This window comes from Pseudomonas crudilactis (assembly GCF_013433315.1).
Classification (GTDB): Bacteria; Pseudomonadota; Gammaproteobacteria; order Pseudomonadales; family Pseudomonadaceae; genus Aquipseudomonas; species Aquipseudomonas crudilactis.
In genome coordinates this window covers 177,421-195,061 of record NZ_WXVV01000007.1, presented here as the reverse complement: position 1 = coordinate 195,061, position 17,641 = coordinate 177,421, and the positions used below count along the sequence as shown (strand labels likewise).

Genomic DNA, 17,641 nt, shown 5'->3' with positions numbered 1-17,641 from the left:
GGTGGGCGTTTCAGGATTTGGCCGGGGCAACCAGTTGTGTGGTGACCAGCGCCGCCAAGGCATTTTCTTCGCTGCCGAAACGGGCGAGCAGGGCGGCTTGTTTCTCGGGCGAGAGACGGTTCCAGATCTCGATCATTTTCTCGGTGGCGCTGATCAGGACGGCAGCTTGGCTTTCAGAGAATTCGTCGGTCATGGCGGGCTCGGGGTTCAGGCAGTGTGGAAAGCGCATGTTAGCGCTTTCCACACGGTCTGTACGACGGGTCTTACTCTTCGTTGTCGGCCGGGCGGCTCTCAACGGCTTCTTTCGGTTCGGGTTGCCCCGCGCCGGCTTGTTGCGTGGTCGTCTGCTCAGGTACGTGCAGGCTTGGGAAGGGGAGATTAGGAATCTCGTGCATGGTTGCGCTCCTCGCTAAGTCTGTTGATAGATCTGGTAGATCCGCGCTTCTTGAAAGCCTGCGCAGGATACAGCAGGAAAAATGACAATCAGACTTTTAATTCAAATTAATGCGACAGATGGCCGCAGGGGGAGGGCAAACCTGCAGGTCACCACAAAACAAATGTAGGAGCTGCCGAAGGCTGCGATCTTTTGATCCTGCTTTAAAAAAAGATCAAAAGATCGCAGCCTTCGGCAGCTCCTACAGGGTATTGCGGTGTTACTTGCAGACGCTGGCGATAGCTTCGGCCAGCAGCGCGAGGCGCGTGGCGTCGATGCCGGCGACGTTCGCCCGGCCCGAGCTGACCATGTACACGCTGTGATGCTCGCGAAGTTGTTTCACTTGCTCCGGCGACAGGCCGGTGTAAGAGAACATCCCGCGCTGCACGCCAATGTGCGCAAAGCGCTCACGTAAACCGTGTGGCTCCAGCGCTTCGACCAGGCCGCTGCGCAGTTGCGCAATGCGCAGGCGCATGGCTTCCACTTCATCGGCCCAGCGGGCTTTCAGCTCTGGATCGGCGAGGATGGTCGCGACCACCGCCGCACCGTGATCCGGCGGCGTCGACCACAGGTTGCGGGCAATGTTGGCCAGTTGGCTGCGGATGTCGATGAGCTTGTCGGCGGTTTTCGCGCAGACGATCAGCGCACCGGTACGGTCGCGGTACAGGCCGAAGTTCTTCGAGCAGGAACTGGTGATCAGTAGCTCGGGCACTTCTGCCGCGAACAGCCGGGTCGACCACGCATCCTGCTCCAGACCGTCGCCAAAGCCCTGGTAGGCAAAGTCGATCAGCGGCAGCAGATTGCGGGCGCGTACCACATCGAGCACGCGCTGCCAGTCGTCATGGCTCAAATCAAAACCGGTCGGGTTGTGGCAGCACGCGTGCAGCAGCACCACATCGCCCTTCGGTACTTCGTTGAGCACTGCGAGCATGGCGTCGACGTCGAGGCGGTTGTCACTGCCCACGTACGGGTAGTGACTGACCTTGACCCCGGCCGCGGCGAAAATGGTTTCGTGTATCGGCCAGGTCGGATTGCTCAACCAAACGCCTTTGCCCGGCAGGCACTGGGCGATGAAGTCGGCGGCCAGACGCAGCGCACCGGTACCGCCAGGGGTCTGGGTGGCGCCGGCCCGTTGTTCGGCGATCAGCTTCGCGTCGGTGCCCAGCACCAGCTCATTGATGACTTTGCCGAACAGCGGGTTACCGTGACCACCGATGTAGGTCTTGGTGTCCTGGCTTTCGACGAGGCGCGCTTCGGCAATTTTCACCGCTTCCGGGATCGGCGTCAGGCCCTGGGCATCCTTGTAGACGCCAACGCCCAAGTCGAATTTGCGCGGGTTGGCGTCCTGCGCATACGCCTCCATCAAGCCGAGGATCGGGTCGCCGGGTACCCGGCCGATGGCGTCGAAGTGCATTACTTGCGTCCTTCTGCGGTCTTGGCCACTTCGTCAGTGCGCGCGGCCATGATGAAGTCGTTGCGGTGCAGGCCTTTGATCGAGTGGCTCCACCAGGTCACGGTGACTTTGCCCCATTCGGTCAGCAGGCCCGGGTGGTGACCTTCGGCCTCGGAGATCTCGCCGACAGCGTTGGTGAAGGCCAGCGCATGCTTGAAGTTCTTGAACAGGAAGACCTTCTCCAGTTGCATGATGCTGTCGCGCACTTCGATGTTCCAGTCAGGGATCTGCTTGATCAGGATCGGCAGTTCTTCGTCGCTGACTTGTGGCGCATCGGCGCGGCAGGCTTCGCAGTGGGCTTGGTTCAAAGTGGACATGGCGTATTCCTGAAATCGAGTGTGTTTTTTTTATTAAAGCGTTTGAGCCGTCAATGCCGTCACGCTAAACCAAAGTGGCGGCGACTGACAGGCTCAATTGTCAGCAAAAGTCGCGGTTCACGCGGCTTTCGGTTTCGGCGGAAATTTCGGTGCGTGCAGACCCAGCTGCATGCCTTGGCGAACCATGGCCATGATGTCTTCATGCGCCACGTCGAACAGACGCTTGAGATTCGGCAGGACAAAGTACAGCGGTTGCAGGATGTCGATGCGATACGGCGTGCGCATGGCTTCGAGCGGATCGAAGGCTTGATGCTCCGGCTCGTCCGACAGCGAATAAACGGTTTCTTTGGGCGAGGACAGGATGCCGCCGCCGTAGATGCGTTTGCCTTGCGGGGTGTCGACCAGGCCGAACTCGATGGTCATCCAGTACAGACGCGCCAGATAAACGCGTTCCTCCTTGGTGGCCTGCAAACCGAGTTTGCCGTAGGTGTGGGTGAATTCGGCGAAGTACGGGTTGGTCAGCAGCGGGCAGTGACCAAAGATCTCGTGGAAAATATCCGGTTCTTGCAGGTAGTCCAGCTCTTCGCGGGTACGAATAAACGTAGCGACCGGAAATTGCTTGCTGGCCAGCAGTTCGAAAAAGGTCTGGAAGGGGATCAGTGCCGGAACGCGGGCGACCTGCCAACCGGTGGTCTCGCCGAGCACCTTGTTGATCTCGCCGAGTTGCGGAATGCGGTCGTGGGGCAGACCGAGTTTTTCGATACCGTCCAGATACTCCTGGCAGGCACGCCCTTCGATCACTTTCAACTGGCGAGTGATCAGCGTGTTCCACACCGCGTGTTCTTCGGCGGGGTAGTCGATAAAACCTTGCGCATCGGGCTCGCGGGCCACGTATTGCGTCTGCTTCATACTGCTCTCCTGCTAGGGGAATTCGTTCTTGTTATGTCCAGCGATGGATTCAGAATTACCCGAGAGCGGGTTGATGTGCAGCAGGTTGAATCGTCTGCGTGTAGGAAATTTCTCCTTAATTCGTAAAGTTATCGTTACGGTTTGGCGGGTATCTCGCATTTGCGGTGATTCCCGGGTTTGAAAAGGTCAGTACCTGTCACATAATCTTGACAACTATCTGCGTGCCTCGACAGAAAAATGAGCTTCGGGCGCACCTCAATACCCTGTGGGAGCGAGCTTGCTCGCGAAAGCGCTGGGTCTGACACATCAATGCTGGATGTGCTGACGCCTTCGCGAGCAAGCTCGCTCCCACAGGTTCGGTATTCAACTCCCCATCTTGTCGGGCCTTATATATGCGCATCAAAGTCCACTGCCAGAACCGCATCGGCATCCTGCGTGACATCCTCAACCTGCTGGTTGCCTACGGGATCAACGTGGCGCGCGGTGAGGTCGGTGGCGAGCATGGCAATGCGATTTATCTGCATTGCCCGAACCTGATCAATATCCAGTTCCAGGCGCTGCGGCCGAAGTTCGAGGCGATCGCCGGGGTGTTTGGCGTCAAGCGGGTAGGGCTGATGCCCAGCGAGCGGCGGCACATGGAGTTGAACGCCTTGCTCGGCGCGCTGGAGTTTCCGGTGCTGTCGATCGACATGGGCGGCTCGATCGTCGCTGCCAACCGTGCGGCGGCGCAGTTGCTCGGTGTACGGGTCGACGAGGTGCCGGGGATTCCGCTGTCGCGTTACGCCGAAGATTTCGACTTGCCGGAACTGGTGCGCGCGAATAAATCGCGAATCAACGGCATGCGGGTCAAGGTCAAGGGCGACATCTTTCTGGCCGACATTGCGCCGCTGCAATCGGAGCATGACGACAGTGAAGCGATGGCCGGTGCGGTGCTGACCTTGCACCGCGCCGACCGTGTCGGCGAGCGCATCTACAACGTGCGCAAACAGGAACTGCGTGGTTTCGACAGCATTTTCCAGAGCTCTAAAGTCATGGCGGCGGTGGTGCGTGAAGCCAGGCGCATGGCACCGCTCGATGCGCCGTTATTGATTGAAGGCGAAACCGGCACCGGTAAGGAATTGCTCGCACGCGCTTGCCACCTCGCCAGTCCGCGCGGGCAGTCGCCGTTGATGGCGCTCAACTGTGCAGGCTTGCCGGAGTCGATGGCCGAGACCGAACTGTTCGGCTACGGCCCCGGCGCCTTCGAAGGTGCACGCGCCGAAGGCAAGCTCGGGCTGCTGGAATTGACGGCGGGCGGCACGCTGTTTCTTGACGGTGTCGGTGAGATGAGCCCGCGTCTTCAAGTGAAGTTGCTGCGCTTTTTGCAGGACGGTTGCTTTCGCCGGGTCGGCAGTGATGAAGAGGTTTATCTGGATGTGCGGGTCATCTGTGCGACGCAGGTCGACTTGTCGGAGCTGTGCGCGCGCGGCGAGTTTCGCCAGGATTTGTATCACCGCTTGAACGTGCTCTCCCTGCACATCCCGCCGCTGCGTGAATGCCTCGACGGCTTGACCCCACTGGTTGAGCATTTTCTCGATCAGGCCAGTCGGCAGATCGGTTGCTCGCTACCGAAACTGGCGCCGGCGGCGATGGATCGGCTCAGTCATTACCACTGGCCGGGCAACGTGCGGCAACTGGAGAACGTGCTGTTTCAGGCGGTTTCGCTGTGCGACGGCGGCACGGTGAAGGCCGAGCATATTCGTCTGCCGGATTACGGCGTGCGTCAGCCGCTTGGCGATTTCTCGCTGGAGGGTGGGCTGGACGAGATTGTCGGGCGCTTTGAGAAAGCGGTGCTGGAGCGGTTGTATTCCGAGCATCCGAGCAGTCGGCAGTTGGGTAAGCGGCTGGGGGTTTCGCACACCACCATTGCCAACAAACTGCGTGAGTATGAAGTCGGCAAAGATCCCGAAGCTTAAGATCAAAAGATCGCAGCCTTCGGCAGCTCCTACAGGAATACGCATTTCAAATGTAGGAGCTGCGGCACGCTGCGATCTTTTGATCTTTTGCCGCCAAGCGGCATAACACCGCCGGTTTTTCGACTTCGATACATTTCCAATTCCCTCGCAACATCCCCCAAGTCCTTTGTTTGCCGGGTCTTCGTCCGCCAGAAAAAAGTTGGTCTGCAAATTGCTTATGGCTCAGCAGTACAGCGGTGGGCGGCAAACGTCCGGCATGCAGAGGAAAGAGTGTGGACAAGTACCTTTATGTGGCAATGACCGGCGCCAGCCAGAATGCACTGGCGCAAAAGGCGCATGCCAACAACCTGGCGAACATCTCCACCAACGGTTTTCAGCGCGACCTGGAACAGGCGCGTTCGATGCCGGTGTTCGGTGACAGCTTTCCGGCGCGTGCGTTTGCCATGAGCGAACGGCCAGCCACCGACTTCACCCCGGGCTCGCTGGTGCAGACTGGGCGTGACCTCGACGTTGCCGTCACCGGCAACGGTTTTATCGCCGTGCAGAACCCCAATGGCGGCGAAAGCTACGTGCGTACCGGCAGCCTCAACGTTGACGCCCTCGGCGTGCTGCGTGCTGGCAACGGCATGCCGGTGATCGGCAATGGCGGCCCGATCGCCGTGCCGCCTGAGCAGCAGATCGAAGTCGGTGAAGACGGCACCATCAGTATTCGTGCGATGGGCGAAGGCCCGCGCGTCATGGCGGAAGTCGACCGGATCAAACTGGTCAACCCGGACATCAAGAACATGAACAAGGGTCTCGACGGCTCGATCTACACCAAAGACGGCCAGCCTGCGCCGGCCGATGCCAACGTCAAACTGGTGTCGGGTTTCCTTGAATCGAGCAACGTCAACGCCGTTGAAGAGATGACCTCGGTGCTGGCCCTGGCCAAGCAGTTCGAGTTGCACGTCAAGATGATGAATACCGCCAAAGACGACGACCAGGCCATGGCTCGGGTCTTGCAGATCAGCTAATTATCAGAACGTCGCGCCGAAAAACAGGCGCACGAGGAGAATCGAATGCTTCCGGCTCTATGGGTTGCCAAAACCGGTCTGTCCGCCCAGGACACCAACCTGACCACCATTTCCAACAACCTGGCGAACGTGTCGACCACGGGTTTCAAGCGTGATCGCGCCGAATTCCAGGACTTGCTCTATCAGATCAAGCGTCAGCCAGGCGCCCAGTCGACCCAGGACAGCGAACTGCCGTCGGGTCTGCAACTGGGTACCGGTGTGCGTATCGTCGGCACCCAGAAAAACTTCACCGCCGGCAGCCTGCAAACCACCGAGCAGCCGCTGGACATGGCCATCGACGGTCGCGGTTTCTTCCAGATCCTGCAGCCGGACGGCACCACGTCCTACACCCGTGACGGTACCTTCCACCTCGATTCCAACGGCCAGATCGTCAACGCCAGCGGTTTCGCTCTGGAACCGGCCATCGTCATTCCGAACGATGCCCAGACCTTCACCGTCGGCCGTGACGGCACAGTGTCGGTGACCATCGCCGGCAACCCGGCAGCGCAAGTGATCGGCAACCTGCAAACCGCCGACTTCATCAACCCGGCCGGTCTGCAAGCCGTGGGCAACAACCTGTTCCTGGAAACCGCTGCTTCCGGCGCGCCGCAAGTCGGTACTCCGGGCCTGAACGGGTTTGGCACCATGCTGCAGAACACCCTGGAAACCTCCAACGTCAGCACCGTTGAAGAGATGGTCAACATGATCACCACTCAGCGCGCTTACGAGATGAACTCCAAGGTGATCTCCACCGCCGACCAGATGCTCTCGTTCGTAACGCAGAATCTGTAATCAAGTCTATGAGGCGGCCATGAGGTCGCCTGCAACACCGTGAGGTAGGGTCATGAATCGCTTCGTATCTGTTCTGGCATTGAGTGGAGTCGTCTCGCTCGCGGGCTGCGTCGCCCCGACGCCCAAGCCCAATGACCCTTACTACGCCCCGGTGTTGCCGCGCACGCCGCTGCCGGCTGCGGCCAATAATGGCTCGATCTATCAGGCCGGCTTCGAGCAGAACCTGTACAGCGACCGCAAGGCTTTCCGGGTTGGTGACATCATCACCATCACCCTCAACGAGCGCACGCAGGCGAGCAAGAACGCCAACTCGCAAGTGGCCAAGAACAGCAAGACCGGTATCGGTCTGACCTCGTTGTTCGGCGGCAGCGGTACCACCAACAACCCGTTGGGCGGTAACGATCTGAGTCTGGACGTTGGCTACAGCGGCGACCGCGCCACCAAGGGCGACAGCAAGGCCGCGCAGGGCAACACCCTGACCGGTTCGGTCACCGTGACCGTGGCTGACGTCTTGCCCAACGGCATCATTGCTGTGCGCGGTGAGAAGTGGATGACCCTCAACACCGGCGATGAGCTGGTGCGGATTGCAGGTTTAGTGCGTGCCGATGACATCGCCACGGACAACACCGTGTCGTCGACCCGTGTCGCCGATGCGCGCATCACCTACTCGGGCACCGGTTCGTTTGCCGATGCGAGTCAGCCAGGCTGGTTCGACCGTTTCTTCCTCAGCCCGCTGTTCCCTTTCTAGGTGGCGACTTTGAATTTCAAGAGCCTCATGCTGGCTGCGGCGCTGATGTCCGCAGCCTTTGCTGCCCACGCCGAGCGGCTGAAAGATATCGCCAGCATCTCTGGCGTGCGCTCCAACCAGTTGATCGGTTACGGCCTGGTGGTCGGGCTTAACGGTACCGGCGACCAGACGACGCAAACCCCGTTCACCCTGCAGACCTTCAACAACATGCTCTCGCAGTTCGGCATCAAGGTGCCGCCGGGATCGGGCAACGTGCAGTTGAAGAACGTCGCGGCGGTGTCGATCAGTGCCGACTTGCCGGCGTTCGCCAAACCGGGTCAGCAGGTCGATATCACCGTGTCCTCGATCGGTAACTCCAAGAGCCTGCGCGGCGGCACACTGTTGCTGACCCCGCTCAAGGGTATCGACGGCAACGTCTACGCCATCGCTCAGGGCAACCTGGTGGTCGGCGGTTTTGATGCTGAAGGCCGTGACGGTTCGAAGATCACCGTCAACGTTCCGTCGGCCGGCCGTATCCCTGGCGGTGCCTCGGTGGAGCGTTCGGTGCCGAGCGGTTTCAACCAGGGCAACAGCCTGACGCTGAACCTCAACCGTTCCGACTTCACCACCGCCAAACGTATCGTCGACAAGATCAACGACATGCTTGGCCCTGGCGTTGCGCAAGCCATCGACGGCGGTTCGATCCGTGTCACCGCGCCACTCGATCCGAGCCAGCGCGTCGACTACTTGTCGATTCTGGAAAACCTCGAGGTCGATCCGGGTCAGGCGGTGGCGAAAGTCATCATCAACTCGCGGACCGGCACCATCGTCATCGGCCAGAACGTCAAGGTTTCCCCGGCCGCCGTGACCCACGGCAGCCTGACCGTGACGATCACCGAAGACCCGATCGTCAGTCAGCCGGGTCCGTTGTCCAACGGCCAGACCGCTGTCGTGCCACGCTCGCGGGTGAATGCCGAGCAGGAAGCCAAGCCGATGTTCAAGTTCGGCCCAGGCACCACCCTCGACGAAATCGTGCGTGCGGTGAACCAGGTCGGCGCGGCGCCGGGTGACTTGATGGCGATCCTCGAAGCGCTGAAGCAGGCCGGCGCGTTGCAAGCCGACCTGATCGTGATCTGAGGCCGACCCTTATGGATATGCGCAAAAGCGGTCTGGTCAGCAGCAACGATTCGGGCTCCTACTCGGACCTCAATCGCCTGAACCAGCTCAAGGTCGGCGACAAGAACAGTGATGCGAACATGCGCAAAGTGGCGCAGGAATTCGAATCGCTGTTCCTCGGCGAAATGCTCAAGTCGATGCGCTCGGCCACCGAAGCGCTGGGCCAGGACAACCCGCTCAACACGCCGGCGGCCAAGCAGTATCAGGAAATGTACGACCAGCAACTGGCCGTTTCCATGTCCCGCGAGGGCGGTGGTATCGGTCTGGCCGACGTGCTGATGCGGCAGATGTCGAAGAACAAACCGATGGCGCCGGGCGAGGCCGCTGCCGCGTCCGCCGCCAAGCAGGAAGAAGCCAAGGCAAAAGCCGCTGCAGTGGCCACGCCGATTGCCGCCGGCACCGTGGCCACCAACGGCCCGTTGTCGCGGCTCAATGGCGAGCGTCCGTTGTGGGCGTCGCGTTCGGTGAATGCACCGAATACACAACTGGCCCATCGCAACGACATGGAACTGATCAATCAGCGGCGTCTGGCTCTGCCACCGAAGCTGGCTGATCGTCTGCTCGCCGGGCTGGTGCCGTCGGCTACACCGGCAGCGGCCACACAATTGCCGCAGCGCGCCACGACCGCAGCCACGACCGGCGCCGGCCCGCTGTACAACGGCGACTGGCTGGCGCGCGCCGAGGGCGAAAAAGCCTCGGGCGGGCAGATGCAGATTTATGGTCGTGCGATGGCGCAGATTCCGCTGGCACCGGCGAAGAAAGCCTTCAGTTCCGCCGACGAATTCGTCAACACCATGCTGCCGATGGCCAAGGAAGCAGCCGACCGTATCGGCGTCGATCCGCGCTATCTGGTGGCACAGGCGGCACTGGAAACCGGTTGGGGCAAGTCGGTCATGCGTGCCCAGGATGGTAGCAGCAGCCACAACCTGTTCGGCATCAAGGCGAGCAGCAACTGGAAGGGCGATTCGGCTCGCGCAATCACCAGCGAGTTCCGTAATGGCGCGATGGTCAAGGAGACGGCCGAGTTCCGTTCCTACGCCTCGTACAAGGACAGCTTCCACGATCTGGTGACTTTGCTGCAGAGCAATAATCGCTATCAAGATGTCGTGAAGTCTGCCGATAACCCAGAACAGTTTGTACGCGAGTTGCAAAAGGCCGGTTACGCCACCGACCCGAACTACGCGACAAAGATTTCGCAGATAGCCAAGCAGATGAACAGTTTCCAAAACTACGCTGCGGCGGGTGTATCCACCACGCCTTTTTAAGGCACAAGGTATAAGGTCTGAACCATGAGTTTGCTCAATATCGGGATGTCGGGACTGTCGGCCAGCCAGTCCTCTTTGGCTACGACAGGCAACAACATTGCCAACGTCGACACCGCCGGTTATTCACGTCAGCAAACCGTGCAGGGCACCAAATCCTCGCAGCAGTTCGGCACCGTGTTCATCGGTACGGGCACCACCCTGGCTGACGTGCGCCGGGTGTACAACTCGTACCTGGAAAGCCAACTGCACACCGCTACTTCGCTCGACAGCGAATCGGCTGCTTACCTGGCGCAGGCCACGCCGCTGGACTCGATGCTGTCGGACACCAACACCGGCCTGACCGGCGTGCTGCAGAAATTCTTCACCACGATGCAGGGCGTTTCGACCTCGGCGACCGATGACACTTCCCGTCAATCGGTGCTGACCGGCGCACAGGCGCTGACCAGTCGTTTCAACACCATCGCCAAACAGCTCAACGACCAGAACACCACCATCAATGGCAGCCTGGGCGACATGACTGCTCAGGTGAACAAGCTGGCCACCTCGATTGCCAACCTGAACCAGAAGATCGGCGAGATCTCCACCAGCGGTGGTGCGCCGAACGATCTGCTCGACAGCCGTAACGAAGCCGTACGCCAGTTGTCCGAGTTGACCGGCGCACAGGTCGTCGAGCGTGGCACCAGTTTTGACGTCTACATCGGCAGCGGTCAGCCGCTGGTGATCGGCAACACCACCAACACGCTGAGCATGGTCGCGAGCAAAGACGATCCGTCGCGCATGGCCATCCAGATGGATCGCGGTTCGAGCACCATCGACATCACCTCGGCGATGAGCGGTGGCGAAATCGGCGGCCTGCTGACTTACCGCAAAGAAGTCCTCGACCCGTCGCTCAACGAGCTGGGCCGAGTGGCGCTGGTGATCGCGGATCAGGTCAACAGCCAGCAAGCCCAAGGCATCGACAAGAACGGTGACTTCGGCGCGGCGATTTTCAACAACATCAACAGTGCCGCGCTGGTCAGTTCGCGCAGCATCGCGCAGTCGGGCAACAGCACCGGTTCGGGTAACCTCGATGTCACCATCAAGGACACCGGCAAGCTGACCACCAGCGATTATCAAGTGACGTTCACCAGCGCCACTGACTACACCGTCAAGCGCTCCGACGGCACCGACCTGGGTGCCTTCAGCACCACGACCAATCCGCCGCCAGTGATCGACGGCTTTACCCTCGCGCTCAAGGGTGGTGCGTTGAGCGCCGGTGACAGCTTCAAAATCACCCCGACCCGCAATGCGGCGGCGAGCATTCAGACGGTGCTCACCGATCCGAAGAAAATCGCCGCGGCCGGTCCGTTGACCGGTGTGGCCAGCGCCAGCGGTCTGGGCACCTTCACCCAGCCGACGCTGACCAGCAAGATCGATATCTACAACCCGACTGCCCAGGCTGACATGCAGGCGGCGCTGAAGAATTCGACGCCGGTGAAACTGGTGTTCGGTGCGGTGACCGGGGGCAGCCAGTCTTACACTTTTGTGGATGCCAAGGGCGGCCTCATCAGCAGCGGCACTATCGTTCCCGGTCAATCGAACGCGCTGGAACTTAAAGTCGGCATCGTCGATGCCAGCGGCAACCCGGTGCTGGACACCAGCGTTACGCCGAACGTACAGAAAACCTTCTCCGTGCAGACCACTGTTGGCGGCACGCCGAAGCCTGGCGAAACCTTCACCATGAACCTGACCGGTGCGGCGTCTTCGGACAACCGCAACGCGCAATCGCTGGTCGCCCTGCAAACCGCGCAGACCGTCGACACCGGTTCGGCCAGTAAAGGCATCAGCCTGACTGACGCCTACAACAAGCTGGTGACCAACGTCGGCACCAAGACTGCCCAAGGCAAGTCCGACAGCGCCGCGACCTCGGCGATTCTGGATAACGCCAAAGGTGCCCGCGATTCGCTGTCCGGCGTGAACCTGGATGAAGAAACCGGCAACCTGGTCAAATACCAGCAGTACTACACAGCGTCTTCGCAGATCATCAAAGCTGCGCAGGAAACTTTCGCCACGCTGATCAACAGCCTTTAAGGAGTCGTAATTCATGCGCATTTCCACCGCCCAGTATTACGGCACGCAAGCGTCGGACTATCAGCGTAACTTCAACAAGGCTGTCGCCACCGCCAGCGAGGCGAGCAGCCTGCAACGCATCACCAATGCGTCCGATGATCCGATCGGCGCCGGTCGTTTGCTGCAACTGGGCCAGCAGGCCGCGATGCTGGATCAGTACAAGACCAACGTCGACAGCACCACAAATTCGTTGAATGTGCAGGAGTCCACGCTGGATTCCATCACCACCGCACTGGCGCGTGCCAAGGAACTCGCCCTGGCCGCCAACACCGGCACGCGCACCGACAAGGATCGCCAGGCTTACGCTGCGGAACTGAGTCAGATCCAGCAACAAGTGCTGGGCCTGATGAACTCCAAGGATGCCAACGGCAACTACATGTTCTCCGGTTCGAAGACCGATACCGCGCCGTACTCGCAGAATGCCGACGGCACTTACACCTACAACGGTGACCAGACCACGATCAACCTGGGCATCGGCGACGGTATGACGGTCGGCACCAATACCACCGGTTGGGATGCCTTTCAGCAGACCATCAACACCGGCCGCACCAGCACCAACATGACGGCTCCGGCAGTGGATGACGGCCGTGTCGTGCTGTCCAGCGGTACCGTTGGCAATGTGGCCACCTACAACTCCAAGTTCTCCGGTGGTCAGCCGTACACCGTCAGCTTCGTCAGCAGCACCCAACTGCAAATCACCGATGCGCTGGGTAACGACGTGACGGCCGAAGCCAGCCAGAACGGCGCGATCGTCAACACCACCGGCACCAACCAGACGGTCAGTTTCCGTGGCGTCGACCTGAAGCTGAACATCAACCTGAAAGCGGGTGACACCAACCCGGACGCGGTCATTGCCGGGCACAGCTTCCAGTTGTCGACCCAACCTGACTCGTTCACCACCGCGCGCAGCCCGGGCAACCCGTCTACTGCGGTGATTACCGGTTCGACCATCACCGACCAGTCGGCCTATACAAACGCCTTCCCGCAAGGCGGCGCGGTGCTCAAGTTCACCAGCGCCACGGCGTTCGATCTGTATGCGGCGCCAGTCACTGCAGACAGCAAACCCGTGTCGTCTGGCACCGTGGCCGGCGGCAACGCGACCGCTGCGGGCGTGACTTTCGCGCTGGGCAACACGCCGGCCGCTGGCGATCAGTTCTCGATCCAGCCGAACAATCACCAGACCCAGAACGTGCTCGACACGCTGGGCCAGATGATTACGGCATTGAATATGCCGATCGACGGTGATGATGTTGCCAAGCAGAAGTTTCAGGGTGTCATGGAGTCGGGTCTCGGCAACATCGACGCCGCCACCAACCAGATTGGCGCGTCTGTCACCACCATTGGTGCCCGTGGCCAGGCGCTGGAGATGCAAACCGCGACGAACCTGAGCCTGAGCACGGCGAACACCACGACACAAGGCTCGATCCGTGATTCGGATCCCGCCGAAGTCATGACCCGCCTGACCCTGCAGCAGACCATGTTGCAAGCCGCGCAGTTGGCGTTCAGCAAGATCAGCCAGTTGGGTCTGTTCAACAAGATCTGATGGTTAACGGGCGCGTGAGCGCCCGTTTGCTCCATCCTTCAAGTAATGTTTTTTAGCGGTTTCCAGGGCTCGCTTTACCGAGCGGGCTCGTACCGCCTGTGAGCCCGCCGTGAATTCACTCCCTCTCGTCAGCCTTGTCATTCCCGCCTTCAATCCACGCTTTTTCGAGCGAGCGTTGCGCAGCGCTGTCGGTCAAGGCTATGGCCATCTGGAGATCATCGTTTGCGATGACAGTCGTGGCGTCGAGATCGAAAACATCGTCTCGAATGTCGGCGAGGAGAGCGGCGTCGCCGTCCGTTATGTCCGCAACCCGCGCACGTTGGGCCTGGTCGGCAATCTGAAAGCCTGCCTGGATCAGGCGCAGGGCGAGTTCATCAAGTTTCTGTGTGACGATGATCTGCTGTATTCCGCCTGTATCGAGCAGCAGGCGCACGAGATGCGCCGTGCAGAGGTCAGCCTGGTGCTGGCGCAGCGACTGCTCTGGGACGCGAACGACATCATCCTGCCTGCGCGTCTGGAAAACACCTCGCTGTCGCCGGTCAGTGGCCTGTTCAAGGGCGACGATTTACTGGCGATCTTTGAAAAATTCCCGGTCAACGTACTCGGCGGTTTCAGCAACGCGCTGTTTCGCCGCGCGGACGTTGCCGAGCTGCTGCCGGCATTGACCGAGGAGGGCGGCGGCTTCGTCGCGAGCCTGGATTTTGCCTTGTATATCTGCCTGCTGCGACGCGGCAACCTGGCGGTGTCCAACAACGTGCTGAGCGCCGAGCGTCTTTATCCGGAGCGGCTGAGTGCGCAGCAACCGATGAAAGACGCGATGGACGTCGAGCGCGAGTGGCTCTCGCAAATGCTCAAGGTCCGCAACGGTGAGTCGGCGCCGGCGCCAGGCTGGGTGCGTTACATCCCGCTGGCAAAGGCTGATGAGTCGCCTAGGGTTTGGGATGAGCTGCCGTTGAGTCGCACCCTGGGTTCCCGGCAGAGCCGCCAGGAGTGTGGCGTCGGGGTGGACAGCCTGAGTTTCGGCGAACTCTATGCGCAATGGCTGGCGTGCCGGGTGCTGACCGAAGGGCAGCGCAAGATGCTGCCGGAAACCATCGCCGGTTGGTCGCACCAGCCGCGAATAGTGCCGGTCATCATCGACGACAAAGGCAGTCGCGCCGGTGTGGAACGTACGCTGGAGGCCCTCGCCAATCAGGATTACCCGGCGGAATTGGTGCTGGTCCTGTCCGCGTCCTGTGCCGAAGCGGAGCTGGATGGGCGCGTGTTTCGCCTGCCGCTGCAAGACGACGGGCTGGAGCAGCTCAATAGCTTGCTGCCGCAACTGGAAGGCGCCGACTGGTTCTACCTGCTGCAACCCGGTGATCGGCCGGTGGCCACGGCGTTGCTGATCATGGCTGACCGCATCGCGCATTCGCGGTCCTTCACCTGCCTGTACAGCGACGAAGGCAGTCTGCGCAGTGGTGAGTCGGCAGAGCCTGCGTTCAAGCCGGATTTCAACCTCGACCTCATGCGCAGCTATCCCTACGTCGGGCGGGCGCTGGCGTTCAAGCGCGAGCGGGTTCTGGAGTTGGGCGGCCTGACGCCTGACTTTGCCCAACTGGCGCCTCACGACCTGCTATGGCGCATGGTCGAGAGCGACGGCACTCAAGTGATCGGGCACGTCGCCGAAGTGTTGCTTGAATCGAAATTCGACCTGTCCCAATGGCTTACCGACCCGGGTGTCCTGGAACAGAATCCACGGGTGCTCGATGCGCATCTGCAGCGCTTGGGGATTGCCTACGAGACTCGACGCGAGGGCAGTGAACTGCTCAACCGGGTCGACTATCGCCATGCCCGACGCCCGCTGGTGTCGGTGATCATCGTCGCTCAGGATCAGACGGCGGCCTTGCAGCGGTGTGTCGAAACGCTGCTGGAAAAGACCGCTTATACCGAGTACGAAATTCTCTTGGTCGACAGCGGCAGCGAAAGCGCCGAGGCGCTGACCTGGCTCGACGGCATGGAGCAATTGGGCAGTGACCTGATTCGTGTGTTGCGCTACCCGCAAAAGCACAACCCCGCCGCCATTCACAACTTTGCCGTGAGCCAGGCGCGTGGCGAGTATGTGTTGCTGCTCAACGCTTTTGCGGTGATCACGCAAGCCGATTGGCTCGACGAATTGCTCAATCATGCGCAGCGCCCCGAAGTCGGGGTGGTCGGCGCCAAGTTGTTCGACCCGGACGGCGGGGTGTTGCATGCCGGCCTGATTCTCGGCTTGCAGGGGCCGGCCGGTTTGCCGTTCTTTGGTCAACCGATGCAATCGGAGGGCTATATGTTCCGGCTGCAGGCGGTGCAGGATCTGAGCGCTGTCGGCGGTGACTGCCTGATGGTTCGCAAGTCGGTCTTCGAGGAGGTCGCGGGGCTCGACGAACAGGACTTGAAGGTCGCCTACAACGTCGTCGATCTGTGCCTGCGGGTCGGTCGCGAAGGTTATCTGGTGGTGTGGAATCCGCATGCCCGGCTGGCTGTGGGCACGCGCCCGGTCGCCGTGGCAACAAGCGAAGAGCAACAACAGCACGAGCGCGAGCAGGATGCGTTTTACCAGCGCTGGTTGCCGCAGATTGCGCGCGATCCGGCCTACAACGTCAATCTTGCGCTACAGGGGATCGGGGCCAGCAACTTTAGCCTCGAACCGGGTCTGCTGACCGGCTGGAGTGCGTTTTCCAGGTCGAGTCTGCCCAACGTGCTCGTGGTGCCGATCAACGCGTCTGCCATCGGCCATTACCGCATGAGCCAGCCGATGATCGAGCTGGAGGCGGCCAACCGGGTCGAGGGGCGCATCTGCTACGGCTTGCCGTCGATCGTCGAAATCGAGCGTCAGGCCCCCGACGTGATCGTGCTGCAGGGGCGCTACTCGGAGCACGCCATCGATGAAATTCCGCCGCTGAAGAAGTATTTCAGCGCCCGGCGTATTTTCGAACTGGATGACTATGTCATCGACGTTCCTCATCGCAATGCCCACATCCGCAACATGCCGAGCAAGCAGGACATGGAGCGCATGGTGCGTCGAGCGATCGGCCTCTGTGATCGGGTGGTCGTGTCGACTCAGCCACTGGCCAATGCGCTGTCGGACATGCACCACGACATTCGTGTGGTGCCGAACATGCTCGCCAAAGACCTCTGGAGCAATCTGCGCAGCCAGCGGCGCACGTCGAAGAAGCCTCGGGTCGGTTGGGGCGGTGGCACCAGCCACCACGGCGACCTGGCCGTGATCGCCGAGGTGGTTCGCGAACTGGCCAATGAAGTCGACTGGGTGTTCTTCGGCATGTGCCCGGATGACCTGCGTCCGTACATGCATGAGTTCCACGGGGTGATCCCGCTCGACGTGTATCCGGCGAAACTGGCCAGCCTCAACCTTGATCTGGCCCTCGCACCGCTGGAGTTCCACATCTTCAACGACTGCAAGAGCAACCTGCGGCTGCTGGAGTACGGCGCGTGCGGCTACCCGGTGATCTGCACTGACACCGAAGCCTATCGCGGCTACCTGCCGTGCACGCGGGTCAAGACCAACACCACCGATGAGTGGCTGCAGGCGATTCGCATGCACCTGGCCGATCCGGATGCCAGCTACCGCATGGGCGATGAGTTGCGTGAGGTGGTGCTGCGCGATTACGTGCTGCGTGGCGATAACCTGCGCTACTGGGAGAATGGCTGGCTGGCGGACTGACCGGTTCCAATCGTTGAAACAGCTCGATGAAAGGGATGAGTCCGGTGACGGATTCATCCCTTTTTTCATGGCTGCACGTCCTGCGACACGTAGCGCACCGAGCTGGCGCGTTTCCTGCAAGTCCCCCTCAAATCGCCATAAAACGAGCGCTCGCGGTCATTGCCCCTGCGCCCGAAACGGCAGAAAGGTTTAGCCAGAAGGCCGCAA

At 60.8% G+C, this 17,641-nt stretch carries 14 protein-coding genes; 9 read left to right on the top strand and 5 right to left on the bottom strand.

Features of this window, described 5'->3' with window-relative positions; all coding sequences use genetic code 11:
- Nucleotides 1-10: 10 nt before the first annotated feature.
- The 5 genes from GTU76_RS10200 to phhA form a co-directional block, all read right to left on the bottom strand.
- Nucleotides 11-193: a hypothetical protein gene (locus tag GTU76_RS10200; protein ID WP_026000833.1), complete on the bottom strand. Its 183-nt coding sequence runs from the start codon at nucleotides 191-193 to the stop codon at nucleotides 11-13.
- Nucleotides 194-263: 70 nt separating this feature from the next.
- Nucleotides 264-395: a hypothetical protein gene (locus GTU76_RS30245; protein ID WP_016987951.1), complete on the bottom strand. Its 132-nt coding sequence runs from the start codon at nucleotides 393-395 to the stop codon at nucleotides 264-266.
- A gap of 258 nt (nucleotides 396-653) precedes the next feature.
- The gene (locus tag GTU76_RS10195; RefSeq protein WP_180698553.1) at nucleotides 654-1,847 is read right to left on the bottom strand and encodes an amino acid aminotransferase; all 1,194 of its coding nucleotides are present in this window, start codon (nucleotides 1,845-1,847) and stop codon (nucleotides 654-656) included.
- Nucleotides 1,847-2,203, bottom strand: coding sequence for a 4a-hydroxytetrahydrobiopterin dehydratase (locus tag GTU76_RS10190; protein ID WP_003222798.1), 357 nt, complete (start codon nucleotides 2,201-2,203; stop codon nucleotides 1,847-1,849). Before GTU76_RS10190 ends, GTU76_RS10195 begins: the two co-directional genes overlap by 1 nt.
- A 117-nt stretch (nucleotides 2,204-2,320) precedes the next feature.
- Nucleotides 2,321-3,112, bottom strand: coding sequence for a phenylalanine 4-monooxygenase (phhA, locus tag GTU76_RS10185; protein WP_007920123.1), 792 nt, complete (start codon nucleotides 3,110-3,112; stop codon nucleotides 2,321-2,323).
- 392 nt (nucleotides 3,113-3,504) lie between these two features.
- Here phhA and GTU76_RS10180 point away from each other — a divergent pair, with 392 nt between their 5' ends.
- From GTU76_RS10180 to GTU76_RS10140, 9 genes are all read left to right on the top strand, one after another.
- A complete protein-coding gene (locus tag GTU76_RS10180; protein ID WP_007920121.1) occupies nucleotides 3,505-5,067 on the top strand; it encodes a sigma-54-dependent phenylalanine hydroxylase transcriptional regulator PhhR in 1,563 nt (520 codons plus the stop codon).
- A 272-nt stretch (nucleotides 5,068-5,339) separates the two neighbouring features.
- A complete protein-coding gene (locus tag GTU76_RS10175) occupies nucleotides 5,340-6,080 on the top strand; it encodes a flagellar basal body rod protein FlgF (RefSeq protein WP_007920119.1) in 741 nt (246 codons plus the stop codon).
- A 45-nt stretch (nucleotides 6,081-6,125) separates the two neighbouring features.
- Nucleotides 6,126-6,911: a flagellar basal-body rod protein FlgG gene (gene flgG / locus GTU76_RS10170; protein WP_034153261.1), complete on the top strand. Its 786-nt coding sequence runs from the start codon at nucleotides 6,126-6,128 to the stop codon at nucleotides 6,909-6,911.
- 52 nt (nucleotides 6,912-6,963) lie between these two features.
- On the top strand, nucleotides 6,964-7,659 hold the full coding sequence (gene flgH / locus GTU76_RS10165; protein WP_016984272.1) for a flagellar basal body L-ring protein FlgH: 696 nt from the start codon (nucleotides 6,964-6,966) through the stop codon (nucleotides 7,657-7,659).
- A gap of 27 nt (nucleotides 7,660-7,686) precedes the next feature.
- The gene (locus GTU76_RS10160; protein WP_177413072.1) at nucleotides 7,687-8,775 is read left to right on the top strand and encodes a flagellar basal body P-ring protein FlgI; all 1,089 of its coding nucleotides are present in this window, start codon (nucleotides 7,687-7,689) and stop codon (nucleotides 8,773-8,775) included.
- 11 nt (nucleotides 8,776-8,786) lie between these two features.
- On the top strand, nucleotides 8,787-10,079 hold the full coding sequence (flgJ, locus tag GTU76_RS10155; RefSeq protein ID WP_180698552.1) for a flagellar assembly peptidoglycan hydrolase FlgJ: 1,293 nt from the start codon (nucleotides 8,787-8,789) through the stop codon (nucleotides 10,077-10,079).
- 24 nt (nucleotides 10,080-10,103) lie between these two features.
- Entirely contained in the window at nucleotides 10,104-12,149 is a 2,046-nt protein-coding gene (gene flgK, locus GTU76_RS10150; RefSeq protein ID WP_180698551.1) for a flagellar hook-associated protein FlgK, read from the top strand.
- Between the two features lie 13 nt (nucleotides 12,150-12,162).
- On the top strand, nucleotides 12,163-13,731 hold the full coding sequence (locus GTU76_RS10145) for a flagellar hook-associated protein 3 (protein ID WP_180698550.1): 1,569 nt from the start codon (nucleotides 12,163-12,165) through the stop codon (nucleotides 13,729-13,731).
- Nucleotides 13,732-13,840: 109 nt separating this feature from the next.
- On the top strand, nucleotides 13,841-17,434 hold the full coding sequence (locus tag GTU76_RS10140) for a glycosyltransferase (RefSeq protein WP_180698549.1): 3,594 nt from the start codon (nucleotides 13,841-13,843) through the stop codon (nucleotides 17,432-17,434).
- Nucleotides 17,435-17,641: the final 207 nt, after the last annotated feature.

What these genes read in the sequence shown, in the direction of transcription:
- GTU76_RS10200 (WP_026000833.1), bottom strand. Translation starts at nt 193, where the DNA reads ATGACCGACGAATTCTCTGAAAGCCAAGCTGCCGTCCTGATCAGCGCC.
- GTU76_RS30245 (WP_016987951.1), bottom strand. Translation starts at nt 395, where the DNA reads ATGCACGAGATTCCTAATCTCCCCTTCCCAAGCCTGCACGTACCTGAG.
- GTU76_RS10195 (WP_180698553.1), bottom strand. Translation starts at nt 1,847, where the DNA reads ATGCACTTCGACGCCATCGGCCGGGTACCCGGCGACCCGATCCTCGGC.
- GTU76_RS10190 (WP_003222798.1), bottom strand. Translation starts at nt 2,203, where the DNA reads ATGTCCACTTTGAACCAAGCCCACTGCGAAGCCTGCCGCGCCGATGCG.
- phhA (WP_007920123.1), bottom strand. Translation starts at nt 3,112, where the DNA reads ATGAAGCAGACGCAATACGTGGCCCGCGAGCCCGATGCGCAAGGTTTT.
- GTU76_RS10180 (WP_007920121.1), top strand. Translation starts at nt 3,505, where the DNA reads ATGCGCATCAAAGTCCACTGCCAGAACCGCATCGGCATCCTGCGTGAC.
- flgG (WP_034153261.1), top strand. Translation starts at nt 6,126, where the DNA reads ATGCTTCCGGCTCTATGGGTTGCCAAAACCGGTCTGTCCGCCCAGGAC.
- flgH (WP_016984272.1), top strand. Translation starts at nt 6,964, where the DNA reads ATGAATCGCTTCGTATCTGTTCTGGCATTGAGTGGAGTCGTCTCGCTC.
- GTU76_RS10160 (WP_177413072.1), top strand. Translation starts at nt 7,687, where the DNA reads ATGCTGGCTGCGGCGCTGATGTCCGCAGCCTTTGCTGCCCACGCCGAG.
- flgJ (WP_180698552.1), top strand. Translation starts at nt 8,787, where the DNA reads ATGGATATGCGCAAAAGCGGTCTGGTCAGCAGCAACGATTCGGGCTCC.
- flgK (WP_180698551.1), top strand. Translation starts at nt 10,104, where the DNA reads ATGAGTTTGCTCAATATCGGGATGTCGGGACTGTCGGCCAGCCAGTCC.
- GTU76_RS10145 (WP_180698550.1), top strand. Translation starts at nt 12,163, where the DNA reads ATGCGCATTTCCACCGCCCAGTATTACGGCACGCAAGCGTCGGACTAT.